Below are 13052 nucleotides of genomic sequence, written 5' to 3'. Positions count from 1 at the left end.
TAACTATATTTCTTGAACAGAGGAAATTGGAACGAAGCCCGTTGCCTACACTATGCTGCCCTGCTATAATTTCGATATATCTATCGTATTGGGGGTTATGACGTGGCAATATGGATGATGCCGGATTGCTCGTTCGCTAGAAAGCCTTATGCAAAGCCTGAATAGGGGCGGACTTTGTGTAGGGCGCGACAAAATGAGATTGTTTGCCCTGGAATCAACATCAACATAATGTTACATCCCGCAGGCTTTGCACCTTACTTTATTTTCTTAATAAATATAAGGGGCTGAAAGCCATGCAAACACCATTTATTCAGAATCATCAATTTAATTATATTCAAAAACAAGCTGATTTCCTGCTGAAAACGCTACGCTCAGTTGTGGATCCAAAAGTATTGGAAACCGTCCGTTATACGGTCGGCACCAATGCGGTGAGCATCTTCGATGAACTCACTATGGAGCAGAAGCAACTGCTGGAGCAGTTATCCACGTATGAGACGACACATGAATTGCAGACGTATCTGAACCAGCTCGAATCATATCTGATTCCATATCCACAAGTATCCGCGAAGCAGATTCAGAAGCTGTATCCGAAGGCGAAGAAGCTCAAATTGCCTGATCTCGAATCCATCGACTACGCACGTACAACCTACCTGAGATGGACCGACATTGCGACCAATCGCTTGTTCATCGTATACCCGCACGAGGGCAAATTCCTTGGTATTGAGGGACGGCTTACAGCTACGAACAAGAAAGGGTACTGCATGTTCTGTCATCGCCATCAGGAGCTCGGATTCTTCAACGTGAAGACCAAGAGCCATACGCCGGATAATATTTCTTCCGTTGCCCAGTATGTATGCATGGATAACACAGCTTGCAACCATAGCATCACTGATATCACCATGCTGGAGAAGTTTCTTCTCTCGACAGTAAAATAATGCAAGACACACAGACAGGGTCGCTCTTCGGAGCGACCTTTTTTGCCGTGTTCAAGCGTAGTGATTCACCATTGAACGTACCACAAAACTTCAGAATTCATATTCGGGTCATACCTTTTTTCTCATACGATCATGGAGTCGGAATATCGTTGGCATAGTTCAGTCCCAAGTGATGTGCATGGTTCAGCAGTGCCTCATAATGCTCAGGCTTGGATTCCAACGTTTCATATAAAAACTCAACCCTCGATTGGGACACGCCGCAGTAATCGGCAATACCCACATTGAGCAAATTGGCGATCGATTGACCATAGTTGCGCTTCTGCATCTGTTCTTCCGTCACACCCGAAAGAGAGATCCACAATATCTGCTGATGAGGAAGTTTGTTCGCGCCGTAGGCAAACCCGTTGTTCATGACACGATCCACATAACCTTTCAACATGGCTGGCAGATGCCACCACCAGAGAGGAAACACAAAAGCCGCAGCATCGTGTTTCTTCAACCGCTCCATCTCCGTCTCAACCTCAGGCGAGAATACCTGATTTTCTTGGGTATAGTCTGGTTCGTCTATCTCACGAAGAATCGGGTCGAATCCAATCCCATGCAAATCCAATATCTCATAACTGTGACCAGCCTCGGTAAGCCCCTGTGCAAAACGTTGAGCTACCTGAAAGGTCAAGGAATCTTTACGCGGGTGGGATACTACAACGAGTACGTTCATCTTATCTTTCACTACCTTTCTGGATTGCAGTCTTGTAGCCATAAATCAGTGGCTGATGCTATTATAAACAGGTATGAAAACATCTGGAAGTACGCACTTTGATGTTCTATAGGAAGAATGAAGTGCTATAGGAACATTAAAGTACCCTAAATGGATGCCTCGAAATAGGCTCAAATAATAGAAAAAAGAGCAATAAAAAGATTATGATTCACCTTGATATAGCCTGATTATGGAGGGGTTCAAAAATGACGGAACATGAAGACACAAACGCTACAAAGAAATATAAAGTTGGCGTGGAAGCGGCCTTGGAAGTGATGGGCGGAAAGTGGAAGCCTTTAATTATTTATCATTTGATGACAGGACGGAAACGCACGTCGGAGCTTCGAAGATTGATACCTGACATTACGCAGAAGATGCTGACAACACAGCTCAGAGGTCTGGAAAAGGATGAGATTGTGCAGCGCAAGGTATATTCGGAGGTTCCTCCCAAAGTGGAATATGAGTTAACGGACTACGGCTGGGGACTCAAGCCTGCCCTGGACCATTTATGTTATTGGGGAGAAGAGCATCTGGATAAAATCCACGGAGATAAGTTTAAAGTTTTGGAGGACTTCGATTCTGAAGAGAAGGGGGCGAGAAATTGAATGGTGCGGAGCACGTGAAACAGGTAGTCCCTATTCGTTGTGAAGGCGTGGCTGTAGTTCTGTTGAAGAAAAGCCTCGATCAATACCGTGTACTGATGCTGAAGCGGGCTGGTCGTATGTTGCATAACGAGTGGTGTTATGTTGGCGGCGGGATAGAAGAGGGCGAGAAGGCATGGGAAGCTGCGCTTAGAGAAGTTAACGAGGAAACAGGTATTACGGAAGTCCGGTTGTACTCTGCCAATCAATTCGAACAATATTATTCACCCATGGGGGAGTATATCTATACCGCTCCCGTATTCGTAGGATACGTGGATGAAGACCAGCCTGTCCGGTTAAATCATGAACATACCGAGTACCAATGGATGACGTTTGACGAAGCTAAAGAAAATGCGGCATTGCCTGGGATTGATAACATTTTGGATTTTGTTGAAAAGCATTTTGCCAGAAAAACCCCTTCCGAGTGGCTTCGGATTAATGAAGAGAATGATTAGGAGGTGGAACTCATCACGTACAAGACGATTTATCCAAGAGCATGGTTGAGCCTATTATGTATGTTGGTCATTGAAGCTATGTTTTTCAGAAATATTATTTATGATGAAAATGGTATTATGAAGTACTTCCTGATCATTATATTGACCTTTATTCTCGGTTATATCGTTTTTCTGCTCTGGCGTTTGTTTTTCACTAAACCCAGTATTACGCTGGAGAGCGATCATGTGATTTCTATGAAACATCAGAGATATGATGCATCTCAGATTGAGTGTATTTATATGAATTACAGACGGATTGGCATCAAACTCTATGGTAAATGGTTAGTGCCGATGGATCTATGTTTTTATTTTCAACGAGGTCAGGAATCCGCAGGCGTAGAAGCTGTTCATGAATGGGCCGCGCGAAACGACAAAGAAATAAAACACAAATTGTTTCAAACCTTGGGGTAGACCAGTACGTCTGTTGAGTATAAGGAATCGTTGAGGCTGAAGATTTTCGAGGAGTAGCGATGCAAACAATAAAGTCATTTCTAACGAGATCAGGTCTATGCTTCAATAGCAAAGTAGATTTAATTTCTAAAAATTAGCAGGAGAGATGCATATGAGATATCGAACGAAAGAATGGTATGAGCTGTGTCAGCGGACAGGGCTTCATTTTGGGATGAGGGTACATAGAGGAGCTTACGAATTGGACGAAGCACTTTTCCTGCGACGTTATAAAAGAAAAGAAAAAGAGTATATAGAGCTTCAGCGTGAGATGTACAATATAGATCCTCGTTTTTTACTGGAGCAAAATGGCCATGTTTTTGTATCTGCCGAAAAGTTTCTTAGTGGGAATGAAATATCGGAAGACGATAAAAGAGTATACCAGATGCCTGCTGAAGAAAGAGAGCGAATCGAAAAATTAATCGCGGATTATGATGTGAGGCCACCTTTTGACGAGCTACAGCATAGAATTGCATTTAAAGAGATGCAGGAATGGGATTACAAACACCAGAAAGAACGATTACCAAAGGAAATATATGAGCAAATTGCGGATATCCGTGTATTTACGTTGGGTTATTGCACGAGAGAAGTTATGCTCCAGCTGAAGAAACAGAGTGCAGAAAATAGGAGAGAGATGGAGCGTGTATCGAATGAATACAGGGAAGCCATTCTAGCGCAGGATATTCCCGATGAAATCCGTAGTCGGGTTCAATATCATGATTGTACAGTGACGGAACTGCTGACAGGGGATGAAGTGGTCATTCGTTTTGACACCCGTGGGGGCTTCACCAATATAAATAAACTTACACTGGTTGCACCCGAAATCATCAAGCAAGAGGGTGAGATTGTAGGCAGTTACTGGCTGTATCAAGAGCTGTATCGGATCGATAACGGATATGAACTTCATGTTTTATTTGATGGAGAGAATATGCCTGAGCTGATTGTTCGCTGTGCTGACATTCTGGTGGAGGAGGAGTGCGGCTGAAATAAAGGTGATTCCATAAAGTTGTAATAACTGTAGTTGAAACTAATGTTTTTTTATGGGCAGTTCAAAATGTTAGTCATCTTGAGATGCATGAAAAGTATTTCTCTGGTATTAACTTGCTTTAGGCTCCACTTCTGCAAGATGTACATTCACTTATGCGGAAATGGAGTCTACAAAGTATAGTGAAGGGGACGAGTGATTTATAATTTTCTTTAACTATTGCTAGTATTAGCCTCCAATTCTTTGAAGAAGTTAACCCAAGTTGAATCATTAATAGATAAGTTTTCATCTTTATTAAAACTAATTTCCCCATTTTCTTTAACTGAAAATAGTTCACTCTGTTCAATAACTTGTAGCCATTTAGAATTAGAAGCGTACTCTTTTTCCAAAACCGTCTTAATTTTTGAGTCGATTAGGCTGTTTTTTTCCATAACATCTTGTAAAAAATCCCTCATTTTAATAGTAGAACTTGATAAATTTTCAATATCCAATGAGGCAGATTCATTAAAATCTTGGAATTGATTATACATCGAAGAATAAGTGCCAGCTATGGAAGCTATTGATCTGTAATTATTATAGAGGACATTAAGCCCAATACGAATATCACTTGTTGATGTGTCTGTCTGTAATAGTTGTTCATATAACTTATTATTGGATTCAATAGCTTGTGCCAATGTTATGATATCATAGGATAAATTTTGCGATAAATAATCTTTATACGAGGTTTGAAGCTTGTATTGGTGAATAGAAAACACCGTTAATGCAATAAGACACAATGTTAGTAACACATTCATAATAATAGATATATTTATTTTTAGTCTCATCTTAGGCTCCTCTCACTTAAGTAATTTGTCAATTATAAACTTAAAACTTATGATAAGTGAATTGCAAGGAGAAGTAGCACATTAAAGATTACAAAATATAAAGGGTATGTCCACTTCTCCTTGCAAAGTCTATGCTACCTTAAACTTATATGCTTAATTATTCACTTTATACTGGAACTCAAGTGTTTTTTGACCCGAATTATATTTTGAACCATTAAAATAGGTATCCCAGCTAACGAACATCACACCATTGGCAGCAGAAGCAGATTGTCCCGGATTTCCATTAAACTGTACATCACTTTGAAGTGTCAAGTAGTGCCCAGTATTGCTACCAGTATTTTTATGGAGCGTATAATTGTCTGAAGAAATCCCAGATACTGCAGCAGGATTAGTACTTAATCTGACATTTGAGCTACCTAAAGTTACGTTTTTACTTGTAAGGGCTTGGTTTGAAGCAGTTATCCAGCTTTTTATGTTAGTTAATGAAGGGAGACCAACAACATTTATTTTTGACCAAACAGTTTCAGCGATTTTCATTGCTAAAGCTGATCCGGACCCCTTTCCGACCATACTCCCATCAATAAATGATCTATCAATAGAAGAATATGCACCTACCCCAGTTGTAAGTTTAACATTTTTGTATGTGAACAGGTTTTCAGCATTTGTTTTTTTTCCATTAACCGTAACGTGCTCGGCTATTTTAAAACTATTTACCCAAGTTGAGGACGGTGTAACGTTTAATGATTTCCAAGAGCCATAAGGAAGTGAGAAATTTTTGATTTCATCGCCTGCTACATAATAAGTGTTACTGTAGGTTGTGGGATGTACCCAATCTGTAAAACTACCTACTGCTGTTGGAGTAAAGAGATCATTTTCATTTTCAGCTATAATTCTAAGCATAGTATCATCTACTGGAATTTCCTTTTGTTCAGATGGACTCACAACATTGACAAACCAAAACAAATCGTGTTTTGGATCAGATGGAGTGAAGTTACTTGTCTCGATACTAGTTAGAGATTCAGGAATTTCTAATTCAAAAAGCAATATGTTTGATTCTCTATCAGTTAGATATAATTTTACATGTGGTTGAGTTTCAAGTTCCTTATTTATTAAATTTTTAGTGGGTTGAACATCATTATAGATTTCAAAAAGAAGAACATTGAATTCATTACTTTGATCAATTAGTTCTCCAACGGTACTGTTAATACCATCTTCATTTTTGTAACTACTACGTAAACTACCACTAGCATTTAATATCTTTTTAGAGTTGTTATACTCAATTTCAGCATTGAAGCTAATGTTCTCTTGATCAATTTTTATCTCATCAAGGAATAGTGATGCATCTGAACTTTGTAATTTGTTTACATGAGAATCACTGTTTTTACTACCATATACTATATCGAATTGTTTTATTGGCATTGAGGTCCCTAAGTACTTCGTGAGGGCATTATTAGAACCGTTTTCAGCATAAACAGGAATATTTAACATCAGAATCAATGCAAAGGACAAAAGAATACTCATGACTTTCTTCATACGTGTAAATCCTCCTCAGAAAAATAGTCTATTTAATTTCAATTCCTTCCCTCTCCTTAATAGGGAAAATAACCCATATTATACATTGTGTAAGCGTATAATTCAATAATAATGATGGATTTATTTGTAATTATTTTATAGAAATATCTAAAAGGGAGGGGGTTATCTAAATTCAAATATAAACTTGGAGGGATAGAAGCATAGTATTAGGCAGATTTTGTTAAGGAGAAAGCCGAAACGTTTAGTTGAACAGAGTTTGATGCATCTTTAGGAGAATTTCCATGCGGAAGTCAGTGTGGAGGGTTTTCAAAGCAATACCCTGTGGCTGGCATCGTATGAAGAGCAGTCTGAGGAAGTATAGAGTAAGCTTAAGCTTCGTGAGGAAAAGACTGAAATAGCGAATGTACACTATTTCCGAAATAGGGTCAGGACGAGATTTACCGAGGGTTTTACAGACTGACAGCCCACCAATTACTTGATTTTGCATTAGAAAGTAGAATACACAACTCGATCGATTCGCTGATCTATGGTTAAGAGGGTTTTTGAAGAATTAAAAAAGGACATTTCCTTTATGTTATTTTCAACAAGGTGGTACTATTAACTAATAAATATGTTTAAGTCAGCAAGGAGTTGGACACCATTTTGGAATTTATCTGGACTTTAGTGATCTCAATTATAAGTTTAATTGTCGTTCTTATCTTTGCTGCAATTGTACGTTATGCGATAGATTCATCCAAAACATCGAAAAAGCTGGATGTATTAATCAAAGAAGTACACTATCTGAAAACTGAAATTAAAAAATTGCAACACCATAAGCAGCAAGATGGTAGCAAGCATATTATTGACGAAAAAGTATAGATGAACGACTTGAAATTTTTCTGAGAAGGGAACAGACCATGATGAAACCACAGGGAAACGTACAAGCTGTTTTTATAGACAGAGATGGAACAATCGGTGGTACAGGTCATTTTATTCATCCGAGAGATTTCAGATTATACCCCAATGCTCAAGAAGCAATTATGCTTTTGAAACGAGAAGGAATTATGGTGCTGGCTTTTACGAATCAATATCGAATTTCTCGTGGAGAGGCAAGTGTTCAGGATTTTGAAGAGCAATTTCGCGAGTACGGATTCGATCACTCCTATATATGTCCGCATGAGCAAGAATGCAATTGCAGAAAGCCTAAACCCGGAATGTTATTACAGGCCTCAGAGGAACACGGTTTGGATTTATCCAAATGCATAGTTATTGGAGATGTAGGAGACACAGACATGCTTGCTGCCCATGCCGTAGGAGCGACCAAGATCATGGTGCGAACAGGCTGGGGGGAATCTTCATTAACCAAATTCAGAGACAAATGGACGGAGACCGAACCTGATTATATCGCAGAGGATATTTGGGATGCCGTACAATGGATCATTGATGGAAGGGAAATCAGATATTGAGGAGAACCATATGTTAATTAATCCAACGATTAATGAGATCAATAACTTATTCAAGATGCATCATATCAACGAAGAAATATCTGGAATTCAAAGTTTGTCAGGTACCACAGCTGGACGTGTTTATCGGTTGAGTACAAGTCTGAATAAGCACTATATTTTGAAATCAGATGAACCCGAACAGATTCACATCGCCCAGCAGTTTTTGGATACGTATAAGAATTCTTTGTTATTGCCTGAAGTTTTGTACACTGACCCGGCTAACACTTATTTTATTTATACGTATATGGAAGGTACGACCCATTTCAACCGGGGCCTGAAGAGAGAATGGTTAACTCGTCTGGTGAAAGAGTTATTCAATACATATGTGCGTTCTACAGATACGAAATCATGGGGCAGAATAGAGTTCCCGCAGAGGACATGGAAAGAATTCAATCAGATTAGTATTCAAGAAGCAAAGATGAATATCGGCAGTATTTTAACAACAGATGATTATAATCTGGTTCAATTCAAAGTGGATCGTCTTTTTCATGAGGAAGAAGAGAAGTTTCTTTTACATGGCGATACGGGGGTTCATAATTTTGTATTTGCTCAAAATGAACTCATAGGCGTCATTGATCCATCTCCAATGGTTGGACCTATCCTCTATGATTTTTTGTATGCGTTTAGCTCCTCGCCAGATAATATCAACACCGAAACATTATTTGCTACATTCGAACTTCTGGAACAGGTGGAAATGGAAAAATCCAGATTAATAGAGGAAGCTCTGGTTCATCTATATTGCCGAATTGGGCTGAGTAACAAGCATCATCCTGATGATCTGCCTGAATACTTGAAGGCATGGCAGGAATGGAAGCGATTATGTCAGGAACTTTGAACTAACAAAGTTTTCACACTATCGTGAATGCTCCAGTTCAGACTAAACAAGATAGGAGAGGTATCACAAGTTGGATAACAAAAATAGTTTGCATAGTCCGAATGGATGGACCTCCGATATGCTTCATGGCGACTTACTTGCCAGTAAAGAACTTATCTATGACAAGTGTGGTTTTGTATGCTCACAACCACATGAAGAAGCACAAAATGCTGAATATGGGGCATATGTGTTTACCTTAAATTCTCTCTCCATTCGATTCCGCGTCGCCAAAACGACGCCAACCAAGATCGGACAATTTGTTACCCTATGGCAGCGGAGTGAGGATGGAACGACACAGCCATATGATGTATCAGATCCAGCAGATATGTATGTCATTAGTACGCGCACAGGCAGCCACTTTGGTCAATTTGTGTTTCCAAAGCATGTATTGTTACAGCGAGATATCGTATCGGATCAAGGCAAAGGTGGCAAACGGGCCATACGTGTATATCCGCCTTGGGATAAGCCAACAAGTAAGCAGGCTGTAAAAACGCAGCAATGGCAGCTGGAATACTTCTTGAAAGTGTCTTTTACCGAACCGTTGAACTGTGATCAAGCTCGGGTACTTTATGATAAACCATTATAATCACCTATGATTTAGGAGTGTGGTCATGATCGTATTAACGTCAGCAATAGCATTTACCTTCCTGATCCTAATCGTGATTCTCTTTCAAGTTGCTTTAGCGGTAGGTGTGCCTTGGGGGGAGTACGCCATGGGTGGAAAGTTTCCCGGGAAATACCCTATCTCCAATAATCATTGCCATTTCATAAGAATGAGCAACAATGGAATATACTAAACTAGAGCCCTGGCATGTATGCCAAAGGGCTCTATTAATAACTGCCGTTCCTCATTTATACTAATGATAGTTTAACCCTACATAGAGAAGATCAACGGAGAGGAGCGGTTATATTATGCCGATCTACTACTACCTTGCAGCAGTTTTATTAGTTGTAACAGCCTATTTGGTTCGACGTAAGTTCAAGATTTTCCGTCCAGCAGCAGGAAGACGCAGAAAACAGATGAAAGTTACGTACAGACGAAAAAAAGCACCATTGAATCTTGGACTTCGAGAAGAAGTCTCCTATCAGCAAACCATTCTTCAATTGGAGAAGAGTTACAATAAGCATTTTGCCAACAAACTCAAGATCCGAATTCAAAAGGAATATCCTCACATGAAAACGCTGGAGTATCGGTGGAAATTGATAGAGCTTAAGCGATATTTCATTATGGCTTCATTACTTAAGCAGGTGCCCATGTTCAGTGATGAAGTTGATGATTTGTGGCATGAGATGCTGATGTTCACGAAATCTTACGCTGATTTTTGTGCAGAATTCATAGGTTCCACGGTGCACCATGAGCCGGCAATCACCCGCCGCGAAACGCCAGGAGCACGTGCATGGTTTGATTGGGTGTACTGTCAATTATTTGAGTTCACTCCCTACAGTGCTGCAATCTGGGGTGATTTTTTCACTTACCCATTAACCAGTGATGTACAGAAGCTGATCGCACAGGGAGATCAATCTGAACTGGTGAATGAACTGTTTCATGCCAGACGCAAGCAGGAAGATCCTGAAGCTGCTCAGGTGATTGCCTACTTGATTGATCAACTACGTAGATCCGCAACGCTAAGTGAAGAAGAGCTATCTCCAGCATTTTCCGGAAGTAGCGATGTAGCTCTCGTCATGGCTAGCGCCATGGTGTATTACTCCATGCATAGCGAGGCGACATATGGGCTACACATGGGGCGGCTAGAACAGGAAATTCTTCCACAGGAAAAGGCAGCCTATGGTTCCTCGTCAAGCAGTGGCTGCACGAGCAGTTCCAGCTGTTATGCTGATCAATGTACTGACAGTAGTAGTTCCTCGGGAGGATCTGGATCATCCTCGGGGTCATCTTCCGACTCTTCTTGCAGCTCATCCAGCTGTTCATCTTGTGGTGGTGGCGGAGATTAATGAAGTTGAGTATTTGGGCTACAGTGACTCTGTAATCTTGAATGAAACAGTCACAAGACCAATGGAGATTGCCGGAAAGGAAGATCATATGCGAAGCGACAAATTTACACCGTATTTAAGTTTTATAGGTTTTGGTTTAGTCATTCTGACCCTGAGTGTGCATATAAGTTTCAAATTAGGAATTGAGAAAGGTTTGGAAGAAGGTTCCCTTATGCTGTTGTCAGTTGCTAATGCAGTGTTGCTGGTATATCCATTGGCATGGGGAGTATTTGCTATACTTGAGTTCTACATGTTCTGGAAAGAAAAACAAAATATGAAGTCCAAGCTGGAACGCGGAAAAATGAACAAAGAAGACTACTTGGATCAGATCAAGAAAGTTAAGACCAGTTTGGGAATCAACATCAGTTATATTGTCATCCTGTTGTTTCAGCTTGGATACGTCATTATAAACTGGGACGAGGTTAATGTTTAGTCTTCTGACCGACCTTTCCTGAAGTTTGAATAGAACATACATAACATTTAGGAGGAATATTCATTGAAAGCATTATCAATCGTTAGCCTTATTGGGTTCTTACTCAATTTTTTATTAATCGTAGTTTTTATAGATGGTTCGCAAGAAAGTGCGGAGGTAGCGGCAGGTTTGGGGATTTTGGGTGTCCTGTATGGTCTGCTTTTCTCAATTCTAGCCTTGATCATATCAAGCAAGAGAAAAAAGACCCCTGTGAATGTTCATGAACAACTGCTGCAGTTGGGTGAATTAAAAGAGAAAAATATCATATCAGAATATGAATTCGATCAGAAGAAAGAGAAGTTACTCGCCAGATACAGGTAGTCCAAAGCCTGCTGCGATAAGGTAGAGGTCATTCCATTTTCTATTCATGCAAAAAATGAAATTCTCTAAACAAAAAAACAGGGCGTTCCCCTTAACGGGAATCTGCCCTGTTTTTGTTATAACTATATGTTGTTACCCATCTCAATGGTGATGATGCGCGTGGGCATCTGGTGCGTCGCCTTTGACGGTACATAGTACCGAGGTATCGTGCAGATGTTTTTCGGACTCTACTTGGAGCGTCACATGTTTGATTTCTTTATGTTCCAGCATATGCTCAATCTTCTGAACCAGGATCTCGGATGCATAAACATCCATCGTTCCATCGACTACGATATGTGCGGTCAGCGCATTCAGGTTACTGGTAATGGACCAGACATGCACATCATGAACGCCTTTGACGCCATCGACTTGTTTGATGGTCTGCACCAGTTCATTCACATCCACATTGGCTGGAGTGCCTTCCATCAAGATATGCAGGGATGATTTGGTGACATAGAACCCACTACGCAATACCAACGCCGCGACAATTACACTCGCCAGTGGATCGGCCCAACCCCAGCCAAAGAACATCATGAGCAGGGCTGCCGCAATGGCCCCAACCGATCCCAACATGTCACTGATGACATGGAGATAAGCCCCGCGCATATTCAGGTTATTCTCTGTATCGCTACCACGCATCATGATCCAGGCCACCAGAATATTGATGAGCAATCCAATGACGCTGATGATTAACATGCCTACGGTTGCGACTTCTGGCGGGTTGATGAAACGGCCAATGGCTTCGTAGAAAATGTAGAGCGCAATGGCGATTAACGTGATTCCGTTTAACGTGGCAGCTAAAATCTCGAATCTTCTATAGCCGTATGTTTTACCAGTATTCACTGCTTTTTCACCAAACGTGAACGCCAGTAAAGCGATCCCGAGCGCAATGGAATCGGACAGCATGTGTCCAGCATCCGAGATGAGTGCGAGACTGTTGGTGATGAATCCCCCAATAGCTTCAACGATCATATAGACGGTAATAATGATGAAGGAAAACAGCAGTACTTTCTTGTTATTGGTGGTGTGAGCGTGGTTGTGTCCATGATCGTGCCCGTGGCTATGATTGTGTTGATGTCCTGACATATTAAATCCTCTCCTTTGGAGCCTTGCTCCGTTATGTAATATGATTTCTAGTGTGGACTAGCAATGTTTGATCATCTACAAATGAATATATGAGCGTTCGTTCATATGTTATGGTTTTATTATAGTTGCGCCTCATAATAGTGTCAACCAGATTCATGGAAATGTAAA

Annotated in this window: 16 protein-coding genes; 12 read left to right on the top strand and 4 right to left on the bottom strand. The window is 40.5% G+C overall.

Going from position 1 to position 13052, the window contains the following annotated elements; genetic code table 11:
- Positions 1–293: 293 nt before the first annotated feature.
- Positions 294–935 carry a FusB/FusC family EF-G-binding protein gene (locus tag MKX68_RS03100; RefSeq protein WP_340909020.1) on the top strand — a complete coding sequence of 214 codons (642 nt, stop codon included), beginning with the start codon at positions 294–296 and terminating at the stop codon, positions 933–935.
- Positions 936–1065: 130 nt separating this feature from the next.
- On the opposite strand, the gene MKX68_RS03095 is transcribed toward MKX68_RS03100, so the two are convergent.
- Positions 1066–1653: an NAD(P)H oxidoreductase gene (locus MKX68_RS03095; protein WP_340909017.1), complete on the bottom strand. Its 588-nt coding sequence runs from the start codon at positions 1651–1653 to the stop codon at positions 1066–1068.
- Between the two features lie 245 nt (positions 1654–1898).
- Between MKX68_RS03095 and MKX68_RS03090 the strand changes: the two genes are divergently transcribed.
- From MKX68_RS03090 to MKX68_RS03075, 4 genes are all read left to right on the top strand, one after another.
- Positions 1899–2297, top strand: coding sequence for a winged helix-turn-helix transcriptional regulator (locus MKX68_RS03090; RefSeq protein ID WP_047842123.1), 399 nt, complete (start codon positions 1899–1901; stop codon positions 2295–2297).
- Between the two features lie 14 nt (positions 2298–2311).
- Entirely contained in the window at positions 2312–2788 is a 477-nt protein-coding gene (locus MKX68_RS03085; RefSeq protein ID WP_340909012.1) for an NUDIX hydrolase, read from the top strand.
- Between the two features lie 60 nt (positions 2789–2848).
- Positions 2849–3238 (top strand): hypothetical protein, encoded by a 390-nt coding sequence (locus tag MKX68_RS03080; protein ID WP_340909009.1) that lies wholly within the window; start codon positions 2849–2851, stop codon positions 3236–3238.
- Between the two features lie 151 nt (positions 3239–3389).
- A complete protein-coding gene (locus tag MKX68_RS03075) occupies positions 3390–4259 on the top strand; it encodes a DUF4085 family protein (RefSeq protein ID WP_340909006.1) in 870 nt (289 codons plus the stop codon).
- Positions 4260–4471: 212 nt separating this feature from the next.
- Here the strand turns inward: MKX68_RS03075 and MKX68_RS03070 are convergent, their stop codons facing one another.
- Complete coding sequence (locus MKX68_RS03070) at positions 4472–5083, bottom strand: hypothetical protein (protein WP_340909005.1); 612 nt, start codon at positions 5081–5083, stop codon at positions 4472–4474.
- A 153-nt stretch (positions 5084–5236) separates the two neighbouring features.
- On the bottom strand, positions 5237–6616 hold the full coding sequence (locus MKX68_RS03065; protein ID WP_340909002.1) for a hypothetical protein: 1380 nt from the start codon (positions 6614–6616) through the stop codon (positions 5237–5239).
- Between the two features lie 642 nt (positions 6617–7258).
- Here MKX68_RS03065 and MKX68_RS03060 point away from each other — a divergent pair.
- The 7 genes from MKX68_RS03060 (at position 7259) to MKX68_RS03030 (ending at position 11759) form a co-directional block, all read left to right on the top strand.
- Positions 7259–7474 carry a hypothetical protein gene (locus tag MKX68_RS03060; RefSeq protein WP_152683026.1) on the top strand — a complete coding sequence of 72 codons (216 nt, stop codon included), beginning with the start codon at positions 7259–7261 and terminating at the stop codon, positions 7472–7474.
- Positions 7475–7512: 38 nt separating this feature from the next.
- Complete coding sequence (locus tag MKX68_RS03055; RefSeq protein WP_340909000.1) at positions 7513–8061, top strand: HAD-IIIA family hydrolase; 549 nt, start codon at positions 7513–7515, stop codon at positions 8059–8061.
- Between the two features lie 10 nt (positions 8062–8071).
- On the top strand, positions 8072–8935 hold the full coding sequence (locus MKX68_RS03050) for a phosphotransferase (protein WP_340908998.1): 864 nt from the start codon (positions 8072–8074) through the stop codon (positions 8933–8935).
- A 70-nt stretch (positions 8936–9005) separates the two neighbouring features.
- Positions 9006–9560 carry a MepB family protein gene (locus MKX68_RS03045; RefSeq protein ID WP_036610484.1) on the top strand — a complete coding sequence of 185 codons (555 nt, stop codon included), beginning with the start codon at positions 9006–9008 and terminating at the stop codon, positions 9558–9560.
- Positions 9561–9886: 326 nt separating this feature from the next.
- On the top strand, positions 9887–10927 hold the full coding sequence (locus tag MKX68_RS03040; protein ID WP_340908995.1) for a hypothetical protein: 1041 nt from the start codon (positions 9887–9889) through the stop codon (positions 10925–10927).
- A gap of 61 nt (positions 10928–10988) precedes the next feature.
- Positions 10989–11399 (top strand): hypothetical protein, encoded by a 411-nt coding sequence (locus MKX68_RS03035; RefSeq protein ID WP_340908993.1) that lies wholly within the window; start codon positions 10989–10991, stop codon positions 11397–11399.
- Between the two features lie 63 nt (positions 11400–11462).
- Positions 11463–11759 (top strand): SHOCT domain-containing protein, encoded by a 297-nt coding sequence (locus MKX68_RS03030; protein WP_340027062.1) that lies wholly within the window; start codon positions 11463–11465, stop codon positions 11757–11759.
- A 141-nt stretch (positions 11760–11900) separates the two neighbouring features.
- Here MKX68_RS03030 and MKX68_RS03025 read toward each other — a convergent pair whose 3' ends face one another.
- The gene (locus tag MKX68_RS03025; protein WP_340908990.1) at positions 11901–12884 is read right to left on the bottom strand and encodes a cation diffusion facilitator family transporter; all 984 of its coding nucleotides are present in this window, start codon (positions 12882–12884) and stop codon (positions 11901–11903) included.
- Positions 12885–13052: the final 168 nt, after the last annotated feature.

Origin of the sequence: Paenibacillus sp. FSL M8-0212, assembly GCF_038004645.1 — a bacterium.
Taxonomy (GTDB): Bacteria; Bacillota; Bacilli; order Paenibacillales; family Paenibacillaceae; genus Paenibacillus.
This window is presented reverse-complemented; position numbering and strand designations above follow the sequence as displayed.

Bases quoted from the DNA above. Each gene is read 5' to 3' on its own strand.
- MKX68_RS03025 (WP_340908990.1), bottom strand. From the start codon at position 12,884: ATGTCAGGACATCAACACAATCATAGCCACGGGCACGATCATGGACAC.
- MKX68_RS03040 (WP_340908995.1), top strand. From the start codon at position 9,887: ATGCCGATCTACTACTACCTTGCAGCAGTTTTATTAGTTGTAACAGCC.
- MKX68_RS03100 (WP_340909020.1), top strand. From the start codon at position 294: ATGCAAACACCATTTATTCAGAATCATCAATTTAATTATATTCAAAAA.
- MKX68_RS03050 (WP_340908998.1), top strand. From the start codon at position 8,072: ATGTTAATTAATCCAACGATTAATGAGATCAATAACTTATTCAAGATG.
- MKX68_RS03070 (WP_340909005.1), bottom strand. From the start codon at position 5,083: ATGAGACTAAAAATAAATATATCTATTATTATGAATGTGTTACTAACA.
- MKX68_RS03075 (WP_340909006.1), top strand. From the start codon at position 3,390: ATGAGATATCGAACGAAAGAATGGTATGAGCTGTGTCAGCGGACAGGG.
- MKX68_RS03065 (WP_340909002.1), bottom strand. From the start codon at position 6,616: ATGAAGAAAGTCATGAGTATTCTTTTGTCCTTTGCATTGATTCTGATG.
- MKX68_RS03055 (WP_340909000.1), top strand. From the start codon at position 7,513: ATGATGAAACCACAGGGAAACGTACAAGCTGTTTTTATAGACAGAGAT.
- MKX68_RS03090 (WP_047842123.1), top strand. From the start codon at position 1,899: ATGACGGAACATGAAGACACAAACGCTACAAAGAAATATAAAGTTGGC.
- MKX68_RS03095 (WP_340909017.1), bottom strand. From the start codon at position 1,653: ATGAACGTACTCGTTGTAGTATCCCACCCGCGTAAAGATTCCTTGACC.
- MKX68_RS03035 (WP_340908993.1), top strand. From the start codon at position 10,989: ATGGAGATTGCCGGAAAGGAAGATCATATGCGAAGCGACAAATTTACA.
- MKX68_RS03080 (WP_340909009.1), top strand. From the start codon at position 2,849: ATGTTGGTCATTGAAGCTATGTTTTTCAGAAATATTATTTATGATGAA.